We start from the raw sequence: 23,678 nt of genomic DNA on the forward strand, positions 1-23,678 counted from the left end.
TCAAGGCATGGCAGGAGTAATGGATTCAGTAAACCAGCGCACACAGCTGGTAGGGCAGAATCGCCTGGAGTTGTTGCTTTTTCGCCTGGATGGCAAGCAGCTGTATGGCATCAACGTGTTCAAGGTGCGGGAAGTGCTGCAATGCCCCAAGTTGACGATCATGCCCAAGTCCAGCCCGGTGGTGTGTGGCGTTGCCAACATCCGTGGTGCGACGATCCCGATTCTTGACCTGGCCCTGGCCACGGGTTCGGCAGGATTGCAGGACCGTGAGAGCCCGTTCGTTATCATTACCGAGTACAACACCAAGACCCAGGGTTTTCTGGTGCGCTCGGTGGAGCGCATCGTCAACATGAACTGGGAAGAGATCCATCCGCCGCCCAAGGGCACCGGTCGCGATCACTACCTCACGGCGGTGACACGGGTGGATAACCAGTTGGTGGAAATCATCGACGTGGAGAAGATCCTCGCCGAAGTGGCGCCGACCTCGGAAACGATTTCCGTGGGGGTGGTGGACGCCGAAACCGCGCACAAGGCCGTTTCCCTGCGGGTGCTGACGGTGGACGACTCCTCGGTGGCGCGTAAACAGGTGACCCGTTGCCTGCAGACCGTCGGCGTGGAGGTAGTGGCCCTCAACGACGGTCGCCAAGCGTTGGATTACCTGCGCAAGCTGGTGGACGACGGCAAGAAGCCGGAAGAAGAATTCTTGATGATGATCTCCGACATCGAGATGCCGGAAATGGACGGCTACACCCTCACGGCCGAGATACGCAACGATCCACGCATGCAAAAATTGCACATCATCCTGCATACTTCGTTGTCGGGGGTATTCAACCAGGCGATGGTCAAGAAGGTCGGTGCCGATGACTTCCTGGCCAAATTCCGTCCTGATGACCTGGCATCCCGGGTAGTCGACCGGATCAAGGCAGCAGATCACGGCTAGGGGGCATTTCCCCTGGCGGTCACACGATTTAAGAGGCGGTATCATTGTCTACGGGTAATTTGGATTTCGAGCAGTTCCGGGTCTTCCTGGAAAAAGCCTGTGGCATATTGCTCGGTGAAAACAAGCAGTACCTGGTATCCAGCCGTCTCAACAAACTGATGGAGCAGCAGGGCATCAAGTCGTTGGGTGAGCTGGTTCAGCGCATCCAGGGGCAGCCGCGCAGCGGGCTCAAGGAGATGGTGGTCGATGCCATGACCACCAACGAAACCCTGTGGTTTCGTGACACCTACCCCTTTGAAGTGCTCAAGAACAAAGTGCTGCCGGAGGCTATCAAGGCCAGCCCGGGCCAGCGCCTGCGGATCTGGTCGGCCGCCTGCTCTTCGGGGCAGGAGCCCTACTCGATTTCGATGTCCATCGATGAGTTTGAGCGGACTAACATGGGCCAGTTGAAGGCCGGAGCGCAAATCGTCGCCACCGACCTCTCCGGCACCATGCTCACCAATTGCAAGACCGGCGAGTACGACAGCCTGGCCCTGGGCCGTGGTTTGTCCCAGGAACGCCTGCAACGTTACTTCGACCCGAAAGGGGCTGGGCGTTGGGCGGTCAAGGCGCCGATCAAGAACCGTGTGGAGTTTCGCTCGTTCAACCTGCTCGACAGCTACGCCAGCCTGGGCAAGTTCGACATGGTGTTCTGCCGCAACGTGCTGATCTACTTCTCGGCCGAAGTGAAGAAAGACATCCTGCTGCGCATCCATGGCACGCTCAAGCGCGGCGGCTATCTGTTCCTCGGCGCTTCGGAAGCGCTAAATGGTCTGCCGGACCATTATCAGATGGTGCAGTGCAGCCCTGGGATCATTTACCAGGCCAAATAGTACGCAAACCTAAATGTGGGAGCGGGCTTGCTCGCGAATAAGGTCTGTCAGTCATAGATAAGTTGACTGCTCCACCGCATTCGCGAGCAAGCCCGCTCCCACATTTGTTTTGCGGCAACCCTCCCAATAGCGGCAACCCCCCATTGCCGCTTTACTGGCGCCACGCGGAAAGCGTTTGCCGCTTTTCTGGCATTGCCACCCGGCAATCTCCCCTCAAGCCCTTGATTTACTGGCCTTCAGTAGATTGGCATGCACCTTGCTATAACCCAGTTAACGAACAGCAGGTCAGCCCTTAAAGGTTTCCACCATGAGCATCAGCTTCGATAAAGCGCTCGGTATCCACGAACAAGCCCTGGGCTTCCGCGCCCAGCGTGCCGAAGTCCTGGCCAACAACATTGCCAACGCCGACACCCCGAACTACAAGGCTCGGGATTTGGACTTCTCCGCCGTGCTCGCTGCACAGCAGGACAAGACCAAGAACGGCACCTTCGCCTTGAACATGACCAACAGCCGTCATATCGAAGCGCAAGGCCTGAGCAATGGTGACGAGTCGCTGCTGTATCGCACGCCGATGCAGCCGTCGATCGACCAGAACACCGTCGACGCGCAGCTGGAGCAATCGGCCTACGCCGAGAACTCGGTGAACTTCCAGGCCAGCTTCACCCTGCTTAACAGCAAATTCAAAGGGCTGATGTCAGCCCTGCGTGGAGAGTAAGCCATGTCCCTGTCCAGTGTTTTCAATATTGCCGGCAGTGGCATGAGCGCGCAGACCACGCGCTTGAACACCGTCGCCAGTAACATCGCCAACGCCGAGACCGTGTCTTCGAGCATTGACCAGACTTACCGCGCCCGTCACCCGGTGTTCGCCACCATGTTCCAGGGCGGCCAGGCAGGTGGCAGTGATTCGTTGTTCCAGGACCAGGGGGCCGCAGGCTCCGGCGTGCAAGTGCTGGGTGTGGTCGAAGACCAGAGCAACCTTGAAGCCCGCTACGAACCCAACCATCCCGCCGCGAACGAAAAGGGTTATGTCTATTACCCGAACGTCAACGTGGTCGAGGAAATGGCCGACATGATTTCCGCCAGCCGCTCGTTCCAGACCAATGCGGAAATGATGAACACTGCCAAAACCATGATGCAGAAGGTCCTGACCCTGGGTCAGTGATAAGGGGCGCCAAATAATGGCCATCGTTGATACGAGTAACAACACGCCAGTCCAGGACCTTTTCAATTCCAAGGTCAAAACTGCCCAGGACAACAGCAGCGTCACTGATGCTGCCAATAAGGCCACGGGCAAACAATCGCTGGGCAAGGATGCGTTCTTGCAGCTGTTGGTCACCCAACTGAAAAACCAGAACCCGCTGTCGCCGCAAGACAACGGCGCGTTCGTGGCCCAACTGGCGCAGTTCAGCAGCCTGGAAGGCATCAACACCCTGAATGATTCGGTGAATGCGATCTCCAGCAACTTCAGCTCGTCGCAAGCGCTGCAGGCGTCGTCGCTGGTCGGGCGCTCGATCATCATCCAGACCGACAAGGCCATGGTTGATACCAGCAAGAGCATGACCGGATCGGTGGATGTCACAGCGGCGACCGGCAATGTCTCCGTCAAGATCACTGACAAAGACGGCAATGTGGTGCGCACCATCGAAATGGGGGCCCAGAGCGCCGGTACCCAGAGCTTTATCTGGGATGGCAAAAACGACAAGGGTGAGGTCGCTCCTGCGGGCACCTACACCTTCAATGCCACCACCAAGAACGACAAGGGTGATGCCGTCGCCCTGAGCACTTCGCTGCCGGCAACGGTAACGAGCGTGACCTTGAGCAAGACCGGCGGCGAAATGCTGCTGAACCTGGCAGGCGGCATGGGCAGCGTCAAGCTGTCGCAAATTCAGACTATCGGTACATAGAGCCGGCTAAATACGGCAGAGGGAGAGAAACATGTCTTTTAATATCGGCCTTAGCGGGCTCTATGCGGCCAACAAACAACTGGACGTGACCGGCAACAACATCGCCAACGTGGCGACCACGGGCTTCAAGTCGTCCCGTGCGGAGTTCGCGGACATTTACGCCGCCTCCAAACTGGGCACCGGCCAGAACAGCATCGGCAACGGTGTGAACCTGGCGGCCGTGTCCCAGCAGTTCACCCAGGGCGACGTCAATGGTAGCGGCGGTATCCTGGACATGGCGATCCAGGGCGGCGGCTTCTTCGTGCAGAAGGGCAGCGACGGTTCGCTGGAATACACCCGTAGCGGTGCCTTCCGTGCCGACAAAGACGGCTACATCACCAACAACACCGGGACTTCGCGCCTGCAAGGTTATGCGGCGGATGCGGACGGCAAGATCATCAAAGGCGGCCTGACCGACCTGCAACTGAACCTGTCGAACCTGCCGCCAAAGGCGTCCACCAAGGTAGATTCCACCAGTAACCTGAACTCCTCGGAGCCGGTGATCGACCAGACGGCCAAGCCGTTCAACCCGAACGACACCAGCACCTTTACCACCCAGTACAGCACCACGTTGTACGACTCCCAGGGTAACGCGCACCCGATGGTGCAGTACCTGGTGAAAACCGACGGTAACAAGTGGAACGCCTACACCCTGATCGATGGCCGCAACCCTAACGGTTCGGCGCCAACCGGCACTCCGTCGACCCCGCCAGTACCGTCGGCACTGACCTTTGATGGCAATGGCAAGCTGACCAGTGTCGTGACCGGCGGTGTGTCCGACAAGACCCTGACCATCACCGGTTGGGTCCCTGGAACTGTGACTGATGGTGTGTGGAAGGCCAACGGCGCCAATGCCAACCCGACCGGTATCGCGGTCAACATGGCCAACATCACCCAGTACAACTCGGCCACCTACCGCAACCCACCGGTCACCGATGGCTATGCCACCGGCCAGATCACCGGCCTGAAAATCGACGGCAACGGCGTACTGTTCGCAACGTTCAGCAACCAGCAGAGCAAGGCCATCGGCCAGATCTCTCTGGCCAGCTTCAACAACGAACAAGGCCTGCAGCCTGCCGGCGGTACCTCCTGGAGAGAGACCTTCGCTTCGGGCCAGCCAGGTTACGACACCCCGCAAGCGGGCACCCTGGGTTCGATCGTGGCCAACTCACTGGAGAACTCCAACGTCAACCTGACCAACGAGCTGGTAGACCTGATCAAGGCCCAGAGCAACTATCAGGCGAACGCCAAGACCATCTCCACCCAGAGCACCATCATGCAGACCATCATTCAGATGACGTGATGCGGTAGTGCTCTATAGAAAGCCCCTCGAAAGAGGGGCTTTTTTTTGCGTGTCATTTGGCCTTAGGACCTTTCCCACCGTTGCTGTAGTCAGGGGATGACGCGCGACTACCGGAACGTATCACATCGCTCCTTCCACTCATTCAGGCGTAGGCCGTTTGGATCATATGGGGAGGGTTTGGTATGTGGAGTTCGTCAGCATCCGCCCAAGAGGCTGGAGGTGCACGTCGCAACGTTGCCTGGGGTGGGAGTTACCCGGTAGATGCACGTCGTTCGGACACTACAACGCAGGACGTAGGGTCCAATAAACAAGCTATCAGTCAGTTGCTCAAAGAAATTGAAGATGCCGAGAAAACGTCAAAGAGCCAGGTCGTACGGGATCTGCGTGACAAGCTGAATAAAGTACGAGGGGAACTGGGTGACGAGAAATTCAAGGAGGTCCTTGAGGAGCTGAAGAAAGATAAGGCTGATGCCTGGTGGGCGTGGCTGAAGGCCCTGTTTCCGGATCTATTTCCAGATGATTCGCCTTTGGAGCCGCCCTCTCCAGCACCCTCTCCACGTGGAGGCGGAGGGGGTGGAGGAGGCGGAGGCGGCAATAGAGTCAACCCGCAAGGCTTTGGGCCCGCCGACGTCATGAGCAACAAGCCCATTACCGAGGGTGCTAAATATTTCAACTACAAACCTGACAACAGTAACCCAGGTAAAAAGCCAGACAATATCTGGAGCGGATTCAGCCAGGGGCCTGATGGAAACTGCGTGACTGTTTCGTCAATCAAGGCCGCGATGATGCAGTTCGGGCAGAAACCCACCGACGTGTTCAAAGAGGTGAGGGAGACGGGCAGTGGCTATGACGTGACCATGCGAGATGGGGTCAAGGTTTCTTTTACTAAAGATGAATTGAGGCAGGCTGCCACTCAAGCTCGTTTCAAGGGAGATGATCCGCAGATGATCACGGACGCCAACTTCATGTATGCAGCGAGCGCGAAGCGGGCACAGATGGAAAACAACGATGGCACGGCGGGGCGAAGCTTCCAGGCTGCAATGAACAGCCTCAACGATGGTGAGGGCTCGCGCGAGGGGCTAAACCGCTTGGGTCTCAAGGGGCACTACAGGCCGGCGACGGACTCTGATTTGAGAAGCAGCAAGGTGGGGACGGTGGAGTACGGAGGCCATTCGATGGCGGTGATCGATGGTCGAATTGAGTTGTGGGGTCGACGCGGTGGGGTGCCCCAGTCGGGTATGGCGACCGTGTTGTTCTGAGGTTCCGGTCTTTCGTCCTGGCCAATAAAAACCCCCGATAAACCCCAGTGAATCCGGGGTATATCGGGGGTTTTTCAGTTCCGGGTGATTAAACCCGGAACTGCCTCAGCTTATTGGCAAGCTTCGCAATCCGGCTCGTCAATCGCGCAGGCCTTTGGCACTGGCGCCGGGCCGGCTGGCGCTGCAAGCACCGAATCATCACCGTGGTTGCCACCGCTGGAAACAGCGTTCAGCTTACCGGTGTTGATGGTCGACTTCTCGGTGCTGGTCGCGGCCAGGGCGCGGAGGTAGTAAGTGGTTTTCAGGCCACGGTACCACGCCATGCGGTAGGTCACGTCCAGCTTCTTGCCCGAAGCGCCGGCGATGTAGAGGTTCAGGGACTGGGCCTGGTCGATCCACTTCTGGCGACGGCTGGCGGCGTCAACGATCCACTTGGTGTCCACTTCGAAGGCCGTCGCGTAGAGCTCTTTGAGTTCTTGCGGGATGCGCTCGATCTGCTGCACGGAACCGTCGTAGTACTTCAGGTCGTTGATCATGACCGAGTCCCACAGGCCGCGGGCTTTCAGGTCGCGAACCAGGTACGGGTTGATCACGGTGAATTCGCCCGACAGGTTCGATTTCACATACAGGTTCTGGTAGGTCGGTTCGATCGACTGCGATACGCCGGTGATGTTGGCGATGGTGGCGGTCGGTGCGATGGCCATGATGTTGGAGTTGCGAATACCTTTCTGCACGCGGGCACGTACCGGCGCCCAGTCCAGGGTTTCGTTCAGATCAACGTCGATGTACTTCTGGCCACGGGCTTCGATCAGGATCTGTTGCGAATCCAGCGGCAGGATGCCCTTGGACCACAGCGAACCCTGGAACGTCTCGTAGGCGCCGCGCTCGTCGGCCAGGTCGCAGGAAGCCTGGATCGCGTAGTAGCTGACCGCTTCCATGGACTTGTCGGCGAACTCGACCGCAGCATCCGAACCGTAAGGAATGTGCTGCAGGTACAGCGCGTCCTGGAAGCCCATGATGCCCAGGCCCACTGGACGGTGCTTGAAGTTGGAGTTCTGCGCCTGTGGCACCGAGTAGTAGTTGATGTCGATCACGTTATCGAGCATGCGTACTGCGGTGTTGACGGTGCGCTCCAGCTTGGCGGTGTCCAGCTTGCCGTTGACGATGTGGTTCGGCAGGTTGATCGAGCCCAGGTTGCAAACGGCGATCTCGTCCTTGTTGGTGTTCAAGGTGATCTCGGTGCACAGATTCGAACTGTGGACCACGCCCACGTGCTGCTGCGGGCTGCGCAGGTTGCACGGGTCTTTGAAGGTCAGCCATGGGTGGCCGGTTTCAAACAGCATGGACAGCATTTTGCGCCACAGGTCTTTGGCCTGGATGGTCTTGAACAGCTTGACCTTGCCTGGGTATTCGGTGAGGGCTTCGTAGTACTCGTAGCGCTCTTCGAAGGCTTTACCGGTCAGGTCGTGCAGGTCCGGGACTTCGGATGGCGAGAACAGGGTCCATTTGCCGTCATCGAAGACACGCTTCATGAACAGGTCAGGGATCCAGTTGGCGGTGTTCATGTCGTGGGTGCGACGACGATCATCACCGGTGTTCTTGCGCAGCTCGATGAACTCTTCGATGTCCATGTGCCAGGTTTCCAGGTAGGCACATACAGCGCCTTTGCGCTTGCCGCCCTGGTTGACCGCAACGGCGGTGTCGTTCACGACTTTCAGGAAGGGCACAACGCCCTGGGACTTGCCGTTGGTGCCCTTGATGTACGAACCCAGTGCACGCACCGGGGTCCAGTCGTTGCCCAGGCCGCCGGCGAATTTGGACAACATGGCGTTGTCGTGGATCGCGTGGTAGATGCCCGACAGGTCATCCGGCACGGTGGTCAGGTAGCAGCTGGACAGCTGTGGACGCAGGGTGCCGGCGTTGAACAGGGTTGGGGTCGACGACATGTAGTCGAAGGACGACAACAAGTTGTAGAACTCGATGGCACGGTCTTCTTTCTGCTTCTCTTCAATCGCCAGGCCCATGGCCACGCGCATGAAGAACACTTGCGGCAGTTCGAAGCGGATACCGTCCTTGTGGATGAAGTAACGGTCGTACAGGGTCTGCAGGCCCAGGTAGGTGAACTGCTGGTCACGCTCGTGGTTGATCGCCTTGCCGAGTTTTTCCAGGTCGAAGGTGGCCAGGATCGGGTTCAGCAATTCGAATTCGATACCCTTGGCGATGTAGGCAGGCAGGGCCTTGGCGTACAGGTCGGCCATTTCGTGGTGGGTGGCGCTGTCGGCGACTTTCAGGAAGCCCAGGCCTTCGGCACGCAGGGTGTCCATCAGCAGGCGCGCGGTCACGAACGAGTAGTTCGGCTCGCGTTCAACCAGGGTACGGGCGGTCATCACCAGGGCGGTGTTGACGTCGGTCAGGGCCACGCCGTCGTACAGGTTCTTCAGGGTTTCGCGCTGGATCAGGTCACCGTCGACTTCTTCCAGGCCTTCGCAGGCCTCGGTGATGATGGTGTTCAGGCGACCCAGGTCCAGCGGCGCAAAAGTGCCGTCGGCCAGGGTGATGCGGATCGATGGGTGAGCCTGTACGGCGGCTTCTTCAGCCGGGGCACGTACAGCGCGCTCCTTGGAGCGGGCATCACGGTAGATCACGTAGTCGCGGGCAACTTTCTGCTCGCCGGCACGCATCAGGGCCAGTTCGACCTGGTCCTGGATTTCTTCGATGTGGATAGTGCCGCCCGAAGGCATGCGACGCTTGAAGGTCGCGGTGACTTGTTCGGTCAGGCGGGCAACGGTGTCGTGGATGCGCGACGAGGCAGCAGCGGTGCCGCCCTCAACTGCAAGAAACGCTTTGGTGATGGCGACGGTGATTTTGTCATCGGTGTAAGGGACGACAGTGCCGTTACGCTTGATCACACGCAATTGGCCGGGTGCGGTGGCTGACAGATCCAGGTTCGAATCGGCGGCCTGCTGCACGGAGCCTTGCGGGTTCTCGCGAGTTGTGTCGGTTTGCATGGGGGGTTGTCTCCACGTTCTATATTTGATTGCGAGTGCCAGGCTCTTCCTGCAACACCCGTACCGTTTTCCATATCGGGGATGGGAAACAGCTGCCATCCGCGTGAGCGGTTTGGTCTACTGAAAATCGGTTGGTTCCATGCTGCGGTAGCAATAAAACGCTTGAATTTCTTGCCACTTGTGTGGTTGGGCGCTTTCTTGAAAAACCCCACATGTAGGGTCTTATTCAGTGCCGAGGTACAAGATAATGCGTTTTTGAGGGGTTAGCAACGCAGTAACCTGTGGATAACGCTGTGGGTAAAATGTGTAAGAAAGGTTGAATGGGCGTGTAGGCCGCATTGCTGCTGGATTACGCCGTTTGTCATTAATTGTTTCGGGCTTAAAACAACCTGCCCATTTTCGAAGGGCGCGAACCCTATCACAAAAAAACGCGATCACCGAATGGATTTCCCGGCTTGTGTTTGAGGGCTGGCCCGTGGCTACAATCGACCGTATCGGGCTACGCAGTTACCCAGATCATGCCCGCCTTTTATGACAGACATTGAGGTCACCCGTGGAGCAAGAAGCCTGGCAGGTATTGATAGTCGAAGACGACCAGCGACTGGCCGAATTGACCCGTGAGTATCTGGAGAGCAATGGCCTGCAGGTGTCCGTGGAAGGCGATGGCGCCCTGGCAGCGGCGCGCATCATCGCCGAACAGCCGGACCTGGTGATCCTCGACCTGATGCTGCCCGGCGAAGACGGCTTGAGCATCTGCCGCAAGGTGCGCCAGCGCTATGACGGGGTGATCCTGATGCTCACCGCGCGTACCGATGACATGGACCAGGTGCTGGGCCTGGACATGGGAGCCGACGATTACGTGTGCAAACCCGTGCGCCCGCGCCTGTTGCTGGCACGCATCCAGGCCCTGCTGCGGCGTAGCGAACCGACCGAACCGGTTGCCGTGGAGAACCAGCGCCGCCTGCAATTCGGCCCCTTGGTGGTAGACAACGCCCTGCGTGAAGCCTGGCTGAACAATGACGGCATCGAGCTGACCAGCGCCGAGTTCGACCTGTTGTGGCTGCTGGTGGCCAATGCCGGGCGCATTTTGTCCCGCGAAGAACTCTTCATCGCCCTGCGCGGCATCGGCTATGACGGTCAGGACCGCTCCATTGACGTGCGTATCTCACGCATACGCCCCAAGATAGGTGACGACCCGATCCACCCGCGCCTGATCAAGACCATCCGCAGCAAAGGCTATCTGTTCGTCCCCGAAGCCGCCGCCGACATGCCGCTGTGAACTCGATCTTCCTGCGCATCTACGGTGGCATGTGCGCGGCGCTGATCCTGGTGGCGCTGCTCGGCGTGCTGGCCCTGCACCTGCTCAACGAGGTGCGCAGCGGCCAATACCGCGAGCGCCTGGCCCACGGCACCTTCGCCTTGATGGGCGATAACCTGCAACCCATGAGCCCCATCGAGCGGCAACGGGCCCTGGCGGTGTGGGAGCGTTTGCTCGGTATCCCGCTGGAACTGCGCCCCCTGGCCGATGCGCAACTGGATTTGAGCCAACGCAATCGCCTGCAACGCGGCCAGGTGCTGGTGGAGCAGACCGGGCCCCACGCCGCGCGAGTACTGCGTTTGGTCAATGATCAGGCGCAGCTTGTGCTCATGGGGGAAGTGCAGCAGATCAGCGAACAGCTGGCGCGTGCGACGATCTACCTGCTCGCCGACGAGCTGGTGCGCTTCCCCGTGGCTGAACAGCCGCAGCGCCTGGCGGATATAAAAGAAGCCAAGGGGTTTGGCTTCGATATGCATTTGATGACCCTCGACCAGGCCGACATGGACGAAGACCAGCGCCGCCGCGTCTCTGAAGGCGACACGGTGATGGCCCTGGGCAAGGGCGGCGACTCGATCCGCGTGTTTGCCGGCATGGTCGGTACGCCGTGGGTGCTGGAACTCGGGCCGCTGTATCAAATGAACCCTTACCCGGCGCAATGGTTGATCCTGATTACGTTGATCGGCCTGACCCTGATCGGTTTGATCGTCTATCTGTTGGTGCGCCAGCTTGAACGGCGGCTGCGCGGCCTGGAAGCCGCCGCCACCCGCATCGCCAAGGGCAACCTGGAAGTCCGCGTACCGGCCCGTGGTGCTGACTCGGTGGGGCGCCTGGCCGCCGCCTTCAATGGCATGGCCGAGCACTTACAGCAGTTGCTGGCGATCCAGCGTGAACTGGTGCGCGCGGTGTCCCACGAATTGCGCACGCCGGTGGCGCGCTTGCGTTTCGGCCTGGAGATGGTTGGTGATGCCACCACGGCCGAGGCGCGGCGCAAATACCTGGAAGGCATGGACAGCGATATCCAGGACCTCGATGGCCTAGTCGATGAAATGCTCACTTACGCGCGGCTGGAACAAGGCTCGCCAGAGTTGAATTTCCAGCGGGTCGACCTCGATGCGCTGCTCGATCAGGTCATAGGCGAATTATCGCCACTGCGTCCGCAGGTCAGTGTAAGCCGGGGCATTTGCCTGTCTTCGGCCCATTGGGATGATGCCTGGGTGGATGCTGAGCCACGTTACCTGCACCGTGCGTTGCAGAACCTGGTGAGCAATGCCATGCGTCATGCCCAGGGCCACGTGTTGATCAGTTATCAGGTGGGCCAGGTGCGCTGCCGCATCGATGTCGAAGATGATGGGCCCGGTGTGCCTGAGAGTGCCTGGGAGCGCATTTTCACGCCATTCCTGCGCCTGGACGACAGCCGCACCCGTGCCTCCGGCGGGCATGGGTTGGGGCTGTCGATCGTGCGACGGATTATCTATTGGCACGGCGGGCGGGCGTTGATCAGCAAGAGCAACAATTTGGGTGGGGCGTGCTTCAGTCTGAGTTGGCCGAGGGATCAGGAGAAAACCTAAGCCTGGATGGCGACCAGGCTCAGCAACTGCCCATCATTCACCGAAAACTGCGCGTGCAGCTCTTTGCCGTGGCACCACTCGCTGGACAGGTCTGTCAGCAACCGCAGCCGTAACTGGCCCGCGTCGGACCACTCCAGCATTTCGGCATGCTCAAAATAGAAGCGCTTTTGCACGATCGGGTACAGCGCCTTGAACAGGCTCTCTTTGGCCGAAAACGTCAATGTCACCAGCTGTGCGATCTGTTCTCGCGGCAGCGTCGCCATCCGTTGCAGTTCATCGGCCGTGAGGATCTCCCCAGCCAAGCGCTCCGCCCGCTCCAGTGTCAGCACATTCTCCAGGTCCATCCCCAGCCCGCGCCATTGCGCCGTGTGCGCGACAATCGCGGCGGCATGCCCGGTGCTGTGGGTGATGGAGCCACAGATATGCGCAGGCCACACCGGCGCACGGTCTTCACCGATGGCGGGGATATAGTTGAGGTGATCCAGCTGTTTCAGCGCGGCGCGGGCGCACAGTCGGCCGGCCAGGAACTCGGCCTGACGCTTGGCCACCGAGCGCTGGATGCTGGCCGGAGGCGGCACGGCGCTGCGCTGGAAATCGCCGGCCGTCAATAAAGCCGGATCAAAGCGGGTGCTGAGAAACACCGTACCCGGCAAGGGGACGGGCAGCGGCCAATGGGCGTCGAGTGGGGTGCAGCAAGCGGGTAGGGAATTCATGGGCGGTATTTTGCCGAGTTGATGGGCAACAGGATAGCCCGCTGCGGTTCAGGTGAGGTTCAGAGCCTGTTCAGGGGGAGTTCAGGGGCGCCTGCGTAGTCTGGGACTCACACAAAGGCAACAGCCAAACGCATAGAGGTATCACCATGACTGCGATCAAACAGCTGATGTTGGCGTTAACCATGCTCAGTGCCACCGCCGGGGTCCAGGCCGCCGACGGTGCCTTCGCCGCGTTCGGCGGTGAGAAAACCAAGAAATCCAGCACCATGCTCCAGCGTGTCAGCTTCGAAGAAGTGGGCAGCCAACCCGCGCCCTGGGGCCAGTCCCTGGGCCTTGCAATCCCGCAGCCGGGCTACCGCGCCGGTTATGAACACCTGACGGGTCAGTTCAATGGCACTAAACTGCGCCCGCAAGACCTGCAGGGCCGCTATGATATCCCTCTGTCGGACAGTTGATTTGCCTTGGAGAGCTTTATGAAATTGCTGGTGGTGGAAGATGAGGCGCTGCTGCGTCATCACCTGTTTACCCGCCTGACCGACAGCGGGCATGTGGTCGAGGCTGTGGCCAATGCCGAAGAGGCCCTGTACCAGACCGGGCAGTTCAACCATGACCTGGCGATCATCGACCTGGGCCTGCCCGGCATGGGGGGGCTGGACCTGATCCGCCAACTGCGTACCCAGGCCAAGACCTTCCCGATCCTGATCCTCACCGCGCGTGGCAACTGGCAGGACAAGGTCGAAGGCCTGGCAGCCGGTGCTGATGACTATGTGGTCAAGCCGTTCCAGTTCGAAGAACTGGAGGCGCGGATGAACGCCTTGCTGCGCCGCTCCAGCGGGTTTACCCAGTCGACGATTGTTGCGGGCCCGTTGCTGCTGGACCTCAATCGCAAGCAGGCGTCCCTCGACGAACAGCCCCTGGCGCTGACGGCCTACGAATATCGGATCCTTGAGTACCTGATGCGCCATCACCAGCAGGTAGTCGCCAAGGACCGCTTGATGGAACAGCTCTACCCGGATGACGACGAGCGTGATCCGAATGTCATCGAAGTGTTGGTCGGCCGGCTGCGTCGCAAGCTGGAAGGCCCGGCCGGGTTCAAGCCGATCGACACCGTGCGTGGCCTCGGCTACCTGTTCAACGAGCGCTGCCGTTGATTCGCTCGCTTCGCGTGCGCTTGATGCTGGCGGCCGCCACCCTGGCCGTGCTGTTCATGCTGGGCTTGTTGCCCGCCATGCAAGGGGCGTTCAGCCTGGCGTTGCAGGATTCCATCGAGCAGCGCCTGGCGTCGGACGTCACGACGCTGATCTCTGCCGCACGGGTTGAAAACAACCGCCTGCTGATGCCGGCGCAATTGCCGGACGAGCGCTTCAACCTCACCGACAGCCGCCTGCTCGGCTATATCTACGATCGCGAAGGCCATCTGGTGTGGCGTTCGCGGGCGACCAAGGAAGAAAACATCAACTACAAGCCGCGCTACGACGGGCGCGGTAACGAATTCGCGCGGATCCGTGAGGCCAACGGCCAGGAATTCTTCGTCTATGACGTCGAGGTCCGGCTGCTGGGCGGCAAGAGCGCGGCGTTCAGTATTGTCGCCCTGCAACCGGTGCGCGAATACCAGTTGACCCTCGAAGGCCTGCGCGAAAACCTCTACCTGGGCTTCGGCGCAGCGTTGCTGGTGCTGTTGACCTTGCTGTGGCTGGGCCTGACTTGGGGCCTGCAGGCCCTGCGGCGCCTGAGCCAGGAACTTGACCAGATCGAAGGTGGCACCCGCGAAAGCCTATCCGAACAACACCCCCGTGAATTGTTGCGCCTTACCGGTTCCCTCAACCGCTTGCTGCACAGCGAACGTGAGCAACGGGCGCGTTACCGCGACTCCCTCGACGACCTGGCCCACAGCCTGAAAACCCCGCTCGCGGTACTTCAAGGTGTGAGCGAAGACATGGCCCAGCGCCCGGAAGACCGCGACCAGGCCTGGGTGCTGCAATCGCAGATCGAGCGCATGAGCCAGCAGATCAGCTACCAACTGCAACGCGCCAGCCTGCGCAAGAGCGGCCTGGTGCGTCACCAGGTGCGCCTGGAGCCGGTGTTGCAAAGCCTGTGCGATACGCTGGACAAGGTCTACCGCGACAAACGTGTCACGGTGTCCTTTGAGCTGCCGGAAGAGTGCGACGTGCCGATTGAGAAGGGCGCTTTGCTGGAGTTGCTCGGCAACCTGCTGGAAAACGCCTACCGCTTATGTTTGAGCGAGGTGCGCATCAGCTTCGCGGAAAACCTCGAAGGCAGCGAGTTGTGCATCGAGGATGATGGGCCAGGTGTGCCGCCGGATCAGCGCGCCCGGATTCTGCAGCGGGGCGAGCGGCTGGACCGCCAGCATCCGGGGCAGGGGATCGGCTTGGCGGTGGTCAAGGACATCATTGAAAGCTACGGTGCACGGCTGACCTTGGGCGATTCGCCTTTGGGCGGGGCGGCGTTCAAGATTCATTTTCCGGCCTTGTGATCGTTACTGGCCGTGCGGGCCTCCTCGCAGGCAAGCCAGCTCCCACAGTGGATGGGGTTCGAATCACAATGTGTAAACCCTATCCACTGTGGGAACCGGGCTTGCCCGCGATGGGGGTCTTCCAGGCCATACAGCTCTAACTCTCTTGGGCCCGGTAAGCCCCCGGTGTCAGCCCCGTCCACTTCTTGAACGCCCGATGAAACGCCGACGGTTCGGAAAAGCCCAACTGCTCGGCAATCTCCTGCAGCGACAAGTCTGCGCGGCCCAAATGATAGATGGCGATGTCCCGCCGCAGCTCATCCTTGAGTGCCTGAAAGCTGGTGCCTTCTTCACGCAAATGCCTGCGCAGGGTCTGGGGGCTGATGTGCAAGTGCTGGGCGACGGCTTCCAGGTCCGGCCAGGGACTGCGGTCGCGGCTGAGCAAGCGGCGTAGCTGGCTGCTCAAGCTGTCGCCTTCGTCCGGCCGCGACAGCAGATCGGCGGGGGAGCGTTCCAGGAAGTGCTTGAGCGTGCGTTCATCCTGCAACAGCGGCAGGTTCAGGTAACGCGCGGGAAACACCAGGCTGCTGTTCGGTGCACCGAATACCTGGGCACAGGGAAACAGCAGGTCATATTCGCTGGCGTGAGCCGGCTGCGGGTAGCTGAAGGTGGCCTGGTGCAGCCGGATGCGTTGGCCGATCAGCCAACTGCCCAGGCGATGCCAGATCACCAGCAGGCACTCGCTCAAGAAATGCTCCGGGTCCCATAGCTGCGAGTCGTCTAGGCTCAAGCGGGCCATTTCGCCTTCGCGTGTCAGCTGCCAGCGCGGGCCTTGTGGGAATAGGCTATAAAATAATAAGCCGCGTTCCAGAGCCTTCTCCAGCGTGCGGCAATGGATCAGCGCGTGGCACATCATGGCGAAAGTGCCGCGTTTACTCGGACCGTCGGCGAACCCCAGGTATTCGTCGTCCAGCGCCAGCCAGAGCATTTGCAGCAAACGAGTGAACTGCTCCGGCGCGATGCGGGCGCGGGGTTCGGTCAGCAGTTCCGGGGTGATGCCCACTTGTTGCAGCAGGCCCGAGTAGTCATAGCCGGCCCGACGCGCCCCGCCGAGGGCCGCACGGGCGTAATGGCTGGCGATGGTACGTTCACGCATGCGGAGGCCTCGTCCATGGAGGGGCCGATGGTAGCCAGCCCCGGCTGCGGTCACAAGGCGGATATCCGCCAAATTGTAGGACGGGATGGGTCGAGTGGGCGGAAATCCGCCACTTGTTTCGCTGCCTGGGAGGGCGTCTCAAAACGCCAGGCCCTGATGTCTAAGGGCCTTCAGGGCTTTTCAGCAAAGTGGCACGGCGTTTGCGATAGGGATTACAGCGCAGGCTTGTTCCTACAGGGCTCGCAAACAACAAATCCCTCCAGTGCAGGAGGGTTCGCAATTCAAGTGTCGTGGGCAATGGCGGATATTTGCCACACGGGACGATTGAGGAACTTTGCAATGACGACTCGTCAGCCAATCTACAAATCCCTGTACTTCCAGGTGATCGTTGCAATCGTTATCGGTATTTTGCTCGGTCACTTCTACCCGCAGACCGGTGTGGCCCTCAAGCCGCTGGGTGACGGGTTCATCAAACTGATCAAAATGGTCATCGCCCCGATCATCTTCTGCACCGTTGTCAGTGGCATCGCTGGCATGCAAAGCATGAAATCGGTGGGCAAGACCGGCGGCTACGCGCTGCTGTACTTCGAGATCGTGTCTACCGTTGCGCTGCTGATTGGCCTGATCGTGGTAAACGTCGTGCAACCGGGTAACGGCATGCACATCGACGTAGCGACCCTGGACGCCTCCAAAGTGGCGGCCTACGTCACCGCCGGTAAAGACCAGAGCATCGTCGGCTTTATCCTCAATGTGATCCCTAACACCATCGTCGGCGCCTTCGCCAACGGCGACATCCTGCAAGTGCTGATGTTCTCGGTGATCTTCGGTTTCGCCCTGCACCGCCTGGGTGCCTACGGCAAGCCGGTGCTGGACTTCATTGATCGCTTCGCCCACGTGATGTTCAACATCATCAACATGATCATGAAGCTCGCGCCAATCGGTGCCCTGGGCGCCATGGCGTTCACCATCGGTGCCTACGGCGTAGGTTCCCTGGTGCAGCTGGGCCAGCTGATGATCTGCTTCTACATCACCTGCCTGCTGTTCGTGCTGGTGGTTCTGGGTGGTATCTGCCGCGCCCACGGTTTCAGCGTGATCAAACTGATCCGCTACATCCGTGAAGAGCTGTTGATCGTTCTGGGTACTTCGTCTTCCGAGTCCGCACTGCCACGCATGCTGATCAAGATGGAGCGTCTGGGCGCGAAGAAATCCGTAGTAGGCCTGGTGATTCCAACCGGCTACTCCTTCAACCTCGACGGTACTTCGATCTACCTGACCATGGCTGCCGTGTTCATCGCCCAGGCGACTGACACCCACATGGACATTACCCACCAGATCACGCTGCTGCTGGTGCTGCTGCTGTCCTCCAAAGGCGCTGCAGGCGTGACCGGTTCGGGCTTCATCGTACTGGCTGCCACCCTGTCGGCCGTAGGCCACCTGCCGGTTGCCGGCCTGGCGCTGATCCTGGGTATCGACCGCTTCATGTCCGAAGCCCGCGCACTGACCAACCTTGTCGGTAACGCCGTTGCCACCATCGTTGTGGCCAAGTGGGTCAAGGAACTGGACACCGACAAGCTGCAAAGCGAGCTGGCGTCCGGCGGTACCGGTATCTCGGAAACCCGCGAACTGGATGACCTGGGCGTGGCCGAAGGCCCTGCACCTGTCGTCAAGTAAGCCGCTGCTGGCGTGAACTAACGCCGACAGCAACGTACAAACGCCCCGACTGGTTCGGGGCGTTTGTGTTTCTGGCGCATTACTTTGGCAGCTTTTGTTTTACAGTAAGTGAATAGGTTGTAACGCTTGCAGGAGGTTATGTGGACAGTGTGGATTTGAACGTCCTGCGCAGCGTGCTCGAATGGCGCCGTGCCGGGCAGCGAGTGGTGTTGTACAGCGTTGTCCAGACCTGGGGCAGTGCCCCGCGTCCACCGGGCGCCATGCTGGCGCTGAGGGGGGACGGGGTGGTGATCGGCTCGGTGTCGGGCGGCTGCATCGAGGACGACTTGATTGCACGCCTGCAGGATGGCCGGTTGCCTGCAGACGGGCCGCCGGTCCAGTTGGTGACCTACGGCGTTACCCGCGATGAAGCCGCGCGTTTTGGCCTGCCCTGTGGGGGCACCTTGCGCCTGACCGAAGAGCGTGTGCGCGACTGGGCGTGGGTGTCGGAACTGCTGGGGCGCTGTGAAGATCATCAGATCGTCGCACGTGAGCTGGACCTGGCCAGTGGTGACGTCACCTTGAGCAGTGCAAGCAAGACCGATGTGGTCACCTTCGACGGCGAACGCCTGCGTGCCATCTACGGCCCGCGCTGGCGCCTGCTGTTGATCGGTGCCGGGCAACTGTCACGCTACGTGGCGGAGATGGCGCGCTTGCTGGATTTCGAGGTGTTGATCTGCGACCCGCGTGATGAGTTCGTCTACGGTTGGGAAGAACAGCACGGCCGCTTTGTGCCGGGCATGCCCGATGAGGCTGTGCTCAACATCCAGACCGATGAGCGCACGGCCATTGTGTGCCTTACCCATGACCCGCGCCTGGATGATATGGCTTTGCTGACGGCGCTGAACTCCTCGGCGTTCTACATCGGCGCCCTGGGGTCGCGGGTCAACAGTCAGAAGCGTCGGGAAAACCTCGCCGCGCTGGGGTTATCGGCGGAAGCGATCGCCCGCCTGCATGGGCCGATCGGCTTGCATATCGGCAGCCACACCCCGTCGGAGATCGCGTTGTCGCTGATGGCGGAAATTGTCGCGATCAAGAACGGTGTGGCCCCGATGCAGAAGAAGCCATTGCCGGTGGTGGCTGAGTGACAGTCACTGCGATTGTGCTCGCGGCGGGGCAGGGCAGTCGCTTCCGCGCCGTGGCGGGGGCTGGCCAGGATAAGTTGCTGGCTGATTGTGTGGGCTTGGATGGCATGACGCGGCCGGTGGTCGAGCAGGTGCTGGTGAATCTGCCGGCTACTGTGGTTGAGCGTTGGGTGGTGACGTCGCCGGACCGTCATGAAGTGATTCGTTTGGCCGAGGCCTGCGGTTGCAAGGTCCTGCTGCTGCGCTCAGCCGGCATGGGCGACAGTATTGCGGCGGCGGTTGCAGCCAGTGCTGCGGCGGACGGCTGGCTGGTGGTGTTGGGGGATATGCCGTTTATTCGGTCGTCGAGCATTGAGCAGGTGATCGATGGGCTGGAGGAGGGCGGTATCAGTGTGCCGATGCAGGATGGGCAATATGGGCATCCTGTGGCATTTAGCCAGGCATTTGGGCCGGGGCTGATGGCGTTGACCGGTGATCGTGGGGCCAAGCCGTTGTTTGCGCACGCTGCAGTGAGGCAGGTGCAGGTAAATGACCCCGGCGTGTTATGGGATGTCGACCTGCCGCACTCCCTGAGTTTCACCTCGGGCTAAATGTGGGAGCGGGCTTGCTCGCGAATGCGCTGGGTCAGTCACTGCAGCTCTGCCTGACCCGGCGCATTCGCGAGCAAGCCCGCTCCCACCGTGAATCTACGATATCTACAAGATGGTTATAAAAAAGCCCCGCCTGATCACTCAGGCGGGGCTTTTTAGTCGCTGCTGGAATCAGGCGAGAGGTTTGCTCTCGTGCTCTGCTTCCTGTGCCGCGGCAGCTGCTGCGGCTTCAGCTTCCTTGCGACGACGACGCACTTCACGTGGGTCGTTCGGGGCACGGCCGTTTTCGGTCAGTGCACTGACCGGGGCTGCTTCAACCACCGGTGCTGCCACTTCGGCAACTACCGGAGCTTCAACCACGGGCGCAGGTTCTACGACCGGAGCAGGCTCAACCACTGGGGTTGGCTCGGCGACCACGACTTCGGCAACCGGCGCTGGCGCTTCTTCCACCACAGGGGCAGGTTCTGACGCTTCAACCGGTGCGGCAGGCTCGGCAGTCCATTGGAAGGCGGTCTGTTCTTCACGAACTTCGCGTACTTCTGGGGCTGCTTCGACAACCGCTGCTTCGACCACTGGCTGAGGCTCAACCACTGGCGCTTGTTCAACCGCTGCCACTTCAATTTCTGGCTGGGCTTCTTGAACCGGGGCAACTTCCACTTCCGGAACAGCCGGCGCTTCGATTGGGGTGGTGGCTTCGACAACCGGTGCTTCGACAGCCGACGCTTCTACGACTGGCGTTTCAGCAACCGGCGCTTCAACAGCAGGTGCTTCAACGGCTGGCGTCTCGGCAACCGGTGCTTCCACGGTGACGGTGTCTTCGACCGCTGCGGTAGCGCGTTCAGCCTGCTCGTGAGCCTGGGCTTCAGCCGGTGCGCTGATGACCGAGCTGGCAACGGCAGCGGTAACGGCCAAGCCGGCAGCCAGTTCGGCGCCAGTCGGTTCGCTGGTAGCGGCTTCTGTGTTTTCGCCGGTCTCTTCCGAGCCTTCGATCACGTTGCCGTTGGCATCACGTTGACGCTCACGACGGTTGCTGCGACGACGCTGACCACGGGAGCGGCGGCGTGGACGATCGCCTTCGGCGCCTTCCTGACCGTCTTCCTGCAGTTGCTCTTCGCCGGTCAGTACCTCTTCTTCGCTGGCAGCAGCCGCTTGTTCGGCACGTGGTTGACGCTCTTCACGCGGGGCGCGAGGTTGGCGTTCTTCGCGTGGCGCACGCTCTTCACGCGGCTGGCGGGCCGGGCGTTCTTCAGCAGCAACGGCAACACCGGCAGCGGCTGGCGCGGCGTCCAGCGGCTCGCGCAGTTCACGCACGCGTTCTTCGCGCTCGCCACGTGGCTTGCGATCTTCGCGTGGGGCACGTGGAGTGCGCGGTGCGCGCTCTTCACGCGGTGCACGTTCTACGGTCGGGGTTTCTTCACGGGGTTCGCGAGGTGCACGCTCTTCGCGTGGGGCGCGTTCTTCACGCGGCGCACGTTCTTCGCGCGGCTTGCGCTCTTCGTCACGGCGGCCGTTGCGGTTACGGCTCTGCTGACGACCGTTGCGACGCTCTTCGTTGCGCGCAGGACGCTCGGTAGCCGGTTTTTCGACCACAACCGGAGCAACAGGCTCTTCCTTGGTGGCGAACAGGCTGACCAGCGACTTCACCAGGCCTTTGAACAGGCTTGGTTCAGGCAGGGCGGCCGGTGCGGCAACCGGAGCGGCGACTTCGGTCGGCACCGGAGCGTTGGCGCGAGCCGGCGCGGTCTTGACCGCGGCTTCCTGGCGAACCAGGGTGCGGGTCGCGGCGGCTGGCTGGACTTCTTCCACTTCGGCTGCGGCAGCGGCGATTTCGTAGCTGGACTGGCCGCTGTGGGCTTCCGGGCTGTCGTCGCGCAGACGCTGCACTTCGAAGTGCGGGGTTTCGAGGTGATCGTTCGGCAGGATGACGATACGGGCACGGGTGCGCAGTTCGATCTTGGTGATCGAGTTGCGTTTTTCGTTGAGCAGGAAGGCGGCAACCGGGATCGGCACTTGCGCGCGGACTTCGGCGGTGCGGTCTTTCAGGGCTTCTTCTTCGATCAGGCGCAGGATCGCCAGGGACAGCGATTCAACGTCACGGATGATGCCGGTGCCGTTGCAACGCGGGCAGACGATGCCGCTGCTCTCGCCCAGGGAAGGACGCAGGCGCTGACGGGACATTTCCAGCAGGCCAAAGCGCGAAATGCGGCCGACCTGTACGCGGGCACGGTCAGCTTCCAGGCATTCGCGGACTTTCTCTTCCACGGCGCGCTGGTTCTTGGCAGGGGTCATGTCGATGAAGTCGATCACGATCAGGCCGCCGATGTCACGCAGGCGCAGCTGGCGGGCGATTTCTTCAGCCGCTTCCAGGTTGGTCTGCAGGGCGGTTTCTTCGATGTCGCTGCCTTTGGTCGCACGCGCCGAGTTGATGTCGATGGACACCAGGGCTTCGGTCGGGTCGATCACAATGGAGCCACCGGAAGGCAGTTCGACCACGCGCTGGAAGGCGGTCTCGATCTGGCTTTCGATCTGGAAACGGTTGAACAGCGGGACGCTGTCTTCGTACAGCTTGATCTTGCTGGCGTATTGCGGCATCACCTGGCGGATGAAGGTCAGGGCTTCGTCCTGGGCTTCAACGCTGTCGATCAGCACTTCGCCGATGTCCTGGCGCAGGTAATCGCGGATGGCGCGGATGATCACGTTGCTTTCCTGGTAGATCAGGAACGGCGCGGAACGATCCAGGGACGCTTCTTTGATGGCGGTCCACAGTTGCAGCAGGTAGTCGAGGTCCCACTGCATTTCTTCGCTGCTGCGGCCCAGGCCGGCAGTGCGAACGATCAGGCCCATGTCGGCTGGTGCAATCAGGCCGTTCAGCGCTTCACGCAGTTCGTTGCGCTCTTCGCCTTCGATGCGGCGGGAAATGCCGCCGGCACGTGGGTTGTTCGGCATCAGGACCAGGTAACGGCCGGCCAGGCTGATGAAGGTGGTCAGGGCAGCGCCCTTGTTGCCACGTTCTTCTTTTTCTACCTGGACAATGACTTCCTGGCCTTCGCTCAGGACGTCCTTGATGTTCACGCGGCCTTCAGGGGCTTTCTTGAAGTATTCGCGGGAGATTTCTTTGAGGGGCAGGAAGCCGTGGCGCTCGGAGCCGAAATCGACAAAGGCAGCCTCAAGGCTTGGTTCGATGCGAGTAATACGGCCTTTATAGATGTTGGCCTTCTTTTGCTCGCGTGCACCGGATTCGATGTCCAGGTCGTAGAGGCGTTGGCCATCTACCAGTGCAACACGCAACTCTTCGGGTTGAGTTGCGTTAATCAGCATTCTTTTCATGTTGTACCGTCGGTTTCCGGGCTGCCGGAAACGGCGTTCGGCACACACGACTTCTCACGGTCGGTGTCAGGTGCGTCAAGAGTGGTTGGCCACTCCAGTGTCCAGCAAAAACCAGCCAATTGGGCCGGTATCGCGACGGACGCGTCCTGCTTGTTAGCGGTGGTGACAAAGGCACCACTTCAACAAAAGCTAAGGTCAGGAGGAGGAATCAACCGGCGACTGTGGACGAGATGAAGCGTCTAAATATAAGCCTAGTGCTACACGGTCCGACGGTTGTGCATCTCCACCCTACACGTATCCCTGATAATTCGGGTGCTGCCGCGCGCAGAATCCGCAGCGGGTTGGCATTTACCGTGTTCTCCAATGGGGAGTCCACGCTCATGGCTAAACAAGACTAGGTGTGGGCGGTTGCG

The 23,678-nt window shown here is 60.5% G+C and carries 19 protein-coding genes; 15 read left to right on the forward strand and 4 right to left on the reverse strand.

Translation table 11 applies throughout. The features are described 5' to 3' along the window. Positions 1-7 precede the first annotated feature (7 nt). The 7 genes from AC4PS7_RS09525 (at position 8) to AC4PS7_RS09555 (ending at position 6,317) form a co-directional block, all read left to right on the forward strand. Positions 8-940: a chemotaxis protein CheV gene (locus tag AC4PS7_RS09525; protein ID WP_010208344.1), complete on the forward strand. Its 933-nt coding sequence runs from the start codon at positions 8-10 to the stop codon at positions 938-940. 44 nt (positions 941-984) lie between these two features. Further along, positions 985-1,812 (forward strand): protein-glutamate O-methyltransferase CheR, encoded by an 828-nt coding sequence (cheR, locus tag AC4PS7_RS09530; protein ID WP_010208345.1) that lies wholly within the window; start codon positions 985-987, stop codon positions 1,810-1,812. A 307-nt stretch (positions 1,813-2,119) separates the two neighbouring features. Then, positions 2,120-2,527 carry a flagellar basal body rod protein FlgB gene (gene flgB / locus AC4PS7_RS09535; RefSeq protein ID WP_010208346.1) on the forward strand — a complete coding sequence of 136 codons (408 nt, stop codon included), beginning with the start codon at positions 2,120-2,122 and terminating at the stop codon, positions 2,525-2,527. A gap of 3 nt (positions 2,528-2,530) precedes the next feature. Next, entirely contained in the window at positions 2,531-2,974 is a 444-nt protein-coding gene (gene flgC, locus AC4PS7_RS09540; RefSeq protein ID WP_010208347.1) for a flagellar basal body rod protein FlgC, read from the forward strand. A gap of 16 nt (positions 2,975-2,990) precedes the next feature. Further along, entirely contained in the window at positions 2,991-3,716 is a 726-nt protein-coding gene (gene flgD / locus AC4PS7_RS09545; RefSeq protein WP_010208348.1) for a flagellar hook assembly protein FlgD, read from the forward strand. Positions 3,717-3,747: 31 nt separating this feature from the next. Next, the gene (flgE, locus tag AC4PS7_RS09550) at positions 3,748-5,058 is read left to right on the forward strand and encodes a flagellar hook protein FlgE (RefSeq protein WP_010208349.1); all 1,311 of its coding nucleotides are present in this window, start codon (positions 3,748-3,750) and stop codon (positions 5,056-5,058) included. A 182-nt stretch (positions 5,059-5,240) separates the two neighbouring features. Next, on the forward strand, positions 5,241-6,317 hold the full coding sequence (locus tag AC4PS7_RS09555; protein ID WP_044287725.1) for a hypothetical protein: 1,077 nt from the start codon (positions 5,241-5,243) through the stop codon (positions 6,315-6,317). A 110-nt stretch (positions 6,318-6,427) separates the two neighbouring features. Here AC4PS7_RS09555 and AC4PS7_RS09560 read toward each other — a convergent pair whose 3' ends face one another. After that, positions 6,428-9,325 (reverse strand): ribonucleoside-diphosphate reductase subunit alpha, encoded by a 2,898-nt coding sequence (locus tag AC4PS7_RS09560; protein WP_010208351.1) that lies wholly within the window; start codon positions 9,323-9,325, stop codon positions 6,428-6,430. A 553-nt stretch (positions 9,326-9,878) separates the two neighbouring features. Between AC4PS7_RS09560 and AC4PS7_RS09565 the strand changes: the two genes are divergently transcribed. Together AC4PS7_RS09565 and AC4PS7_RS09570 are read left to right on the forward strand one after the other, a co-directional pair. Further along, positions 9,879-10,604, forward strand: a complete 726-nt coding sequence (locus tag AC4PS7_RS09565) for a response regulator (protein WP_010208352.1) — start codon at positions 9,879-9,881, stop codon at positions 10,602-10,604. After that, positions 10,601-12,211, forward strand: a complete 1,611-nt coding sequence (locus tag AC4PS7_RS09570) for an ATP-binding protein (RefSeq protein WP_021491475.1) — start codon at positions 10,601-10,603, stop codon at positions 12,209-12,211. Before AC4PS7_RS09565 ends, AC4PS7_RS09570 begins: the two co-directional genes overlap by 4 nt. Here AC4PS7_RS09570 and AC4PS7_RS09575 read toward each other — a convergent pair. Then, the gene (locus tag AC4PS7_RS09575; RefSeq protein ID WP_021491476.1) at positions 12,208-12,924 is read right to left on the reverse strand and encodes a 4'-phosphopantetheinyl transferase family protein; all 717 of its coding nucleotides are present in this window, start codon (positions 12,922-12,924) and stop codon (positions 12,208-12,210) included. The genes AC4PS7_RS09570 and AC4PS7_RS09575 overlap by 4 nt on opposite strands. A 146-nt stretch (positions 12,925-13,070) precedes the next feature. Here AC4PS7_RS09575 and AC4PS7_RS09580 point away from each other — a divergent pair, with 146 nt between their 5' ends. From AC4PS7_RS09580 to AC4PS7_RS09590, 3 genes are read left to right on the forward strand one after another with little or no spacing between them, the layout of a single operon-like run. Continuing rightward, positions 13,071-13,379: a hypothetical protein gene (locus AC4PS7_RS09580; protein WP_021491477.1), complete on the forward strand. Its 309-nt coding sequence runs from the start codon at positions 13,071-13,073 to the stop codon at positions 13,377-13,379. An 18-nt stretch (positions 13,380-13,397) separates the two neighbouring features. Continuing rightward, positions 13,398-14,075, forward strand: coding sequence for a response regulator (locus tag AC4PS7_RS09585; RefSeq protein ID WP_010208358.1), 678 nt, complete (start codon positions 13,398-13,400; stop codon positions 14,073-14,075). Next, positions 14,072-15,418 carry an ATP-binding protein gene (locus AC4PS7_RS09590; protein WP_010208360.1) on the forward strand — a complete coding sequence of 449 codons (1,347 nt, stop codon included), beginning with the start codon at positions 14,072-14,074 and terminating at the stop codon, positions 15,416-15,418. Before AC4PS7_RS09585 ends, AC4PS7_RS09590 begins: the two co-directional genes overlap by 4 nt. Positions 15,419-15,554: 136 nt before the next feature. Here AC4PS7_RS09590 and AC4PS7_RS09595 read toward each other — a convergent pair whose 3' ends face one another. Beyond that, on the reverse strand, positions 15,555-16,553 hold the full coding sequence (locus AC4PS7_RS09595) for an AraC family transcriptional regulator (protein WP_010208362.1): 999 nt from the start codon (positions 16,551-16,553) through the stop codon (positions 15,555-15,557). A 339-nt stretch (positions 16,554-16,892) separates the two neighbouring features. On the opposite strand from AC4PS7_RS09595, the gene AC4PS7_RS09600 reads away from it, so the two are divergent. The 3 genes from AC4PS7_RS09600 (at position 16,893) to AC4PS7_RS09610 (ending at position 19,938) form a co-directional block, all read left to right on the forward strand. Next, positions 16,893-18,224: a dicarboxylate/amino acid:cation symporter gene (locus AC4PS7_RS09600; protein ID WP_010208364.1), complete on the forward strand. Its 1,332-nt coding sequence runs from the start codon at positions 16,893-16,895 to the stop codon at positions 18,222-18,224. Positions 18,225-18,364: 140 nt separating this feature from the next. Then, positions 18,365-19,351, forward strand: coding sequence for an XdhC family protein (locus AC4PS7_RS09605; protein ID WP_492179386.1), 987 nt, complete (start codon positions 18,365-18,367; stop codon positions 19,349-19,351). Beyond that, complete coding sequence (locus AC4PS7_RS09610; protein WP_021491479.1) at positions 19,348-19,938, forward strand: nucleotidyltransferase family protein; 591 nt, start codon at positions 19,348-19,350, stop codon at positions 19,936-19,938. Before AC4PS7_RS09605 ends, AC4PS7_RS09610 begins: the two co-directional genes overlap by 4 nt. A 171-nt stretch (positions 19,939-20,109) precedes the next feature. Here the strand turns inward: AC4PS7_RS09610 and rne are convergent, their stop codons facing one another. Beyond that, positions 20,110-23,265 (reverse strand): ribonuclease E, encoded by a 3,156-nt coding sequence (rne, locus tag AC4PS7_RS09615; RefSeq protein WP_492179387.1) that lies wholly within the window; start codon positions 23,263-23,265, stop codon positions 20,110-20,112. Between the last annotated feature and the right edge of the window lie 413 nt (positions 23,266-23,678).

The organism is Pseudomonas sp. DW-iso3 (assembly GCF_058725305.1).

Bases quoted from the DNA above. Each gene is read 5' to 3' on its own strand.
- AC4PS7_RS09525 (WP_010208344.1), top strand. From the start codon at position 8: ATGGCAGGAGTAATGGATTCAGTAAACCAGCGCACACAGCTGGTAGGG.
- flgB (WP_010208346.1), top strand. From the start codon at position 2,120: ATGAGCATCAGCTTCGATAAAGCGCTCGGTATCCACGAACAAGCCCTG.
- flgC (WP_010208347.1), top strand. From the start codon at position 2,531: ATGTCCCTGTCCAGTGTTTTCAATATTGCCGGCAGTGGCATGAGCGCG.
- flgD (WP_010208348.1), top strand. From the start codon at position 2,991: ATGGCCATCGTTGATACGAGTAACAACACGCCAGTCCAGGACCTTTTC.
- flgE (WP_010208349.1), top strand. From the start codon at position 3,748: ATGTCTTTTAATATCGGCCTTAGCGGGCTCTATGCGGCCAACAAACAA.
- AC4PS7_RS09555 (WP_044287725.1), top strand. From the start codon at position 5,241: ATGTGGAGTTCGTCAGCATCCGCCCAAGAGGCTGGAGGTGCACGTCGC.
- AC4PS7_RS09560 (WP_010208351.1), bottom strand. From the start codon at position 9,325: ATGCAAACCGACACAACTCGCGAGAACCCGCAAGGCTCCGTGCAGCAG.
- AC4PS7_RS09575 (WP_021491476.1), bottom strand. From the start codon at position 12,924: ATGAATTCCCTACCCGCTTGCTGCACCCCACTCGACGCCCATTGGCCG.
- AC4PS7_RS09580 (WP_021491477.1), top strand. From the start codon at position 13,071: ATGACTGCGATCAAACAGCTGATGTTGGCGTTAACCATGCTCAGTGCC.
- AC4PS7_RS09585 (WP_010208358.1), top strand. From the start codon at position 13,398: ATGAAATTGCTGGTGGTGGAAGATGAGGCGCTGCTGCGTCATCACCTG.
- AC4PS7_RS09595 (WP_010208362.1), bottom strand. From the start codon at position 16,553: ATGCGTGAACGTACCATCGCCAGCCATTACGCCCGTGCGGCCCTCGGC.
- AC4PS7_RS09600 (WP_010208364.1), top strand. From the start codon at position 16,893: ATGACGACTCGTCAGCCAATCTACAAATCCCTGTACTTCCAGGTGATC.
- rne (WP_492179387.1), bottom strand. From the start codon at position 23,265: ATGAAAAGAATGCTGATTAACGCAACTCAACCCGAAGAGTTGCGTGTT.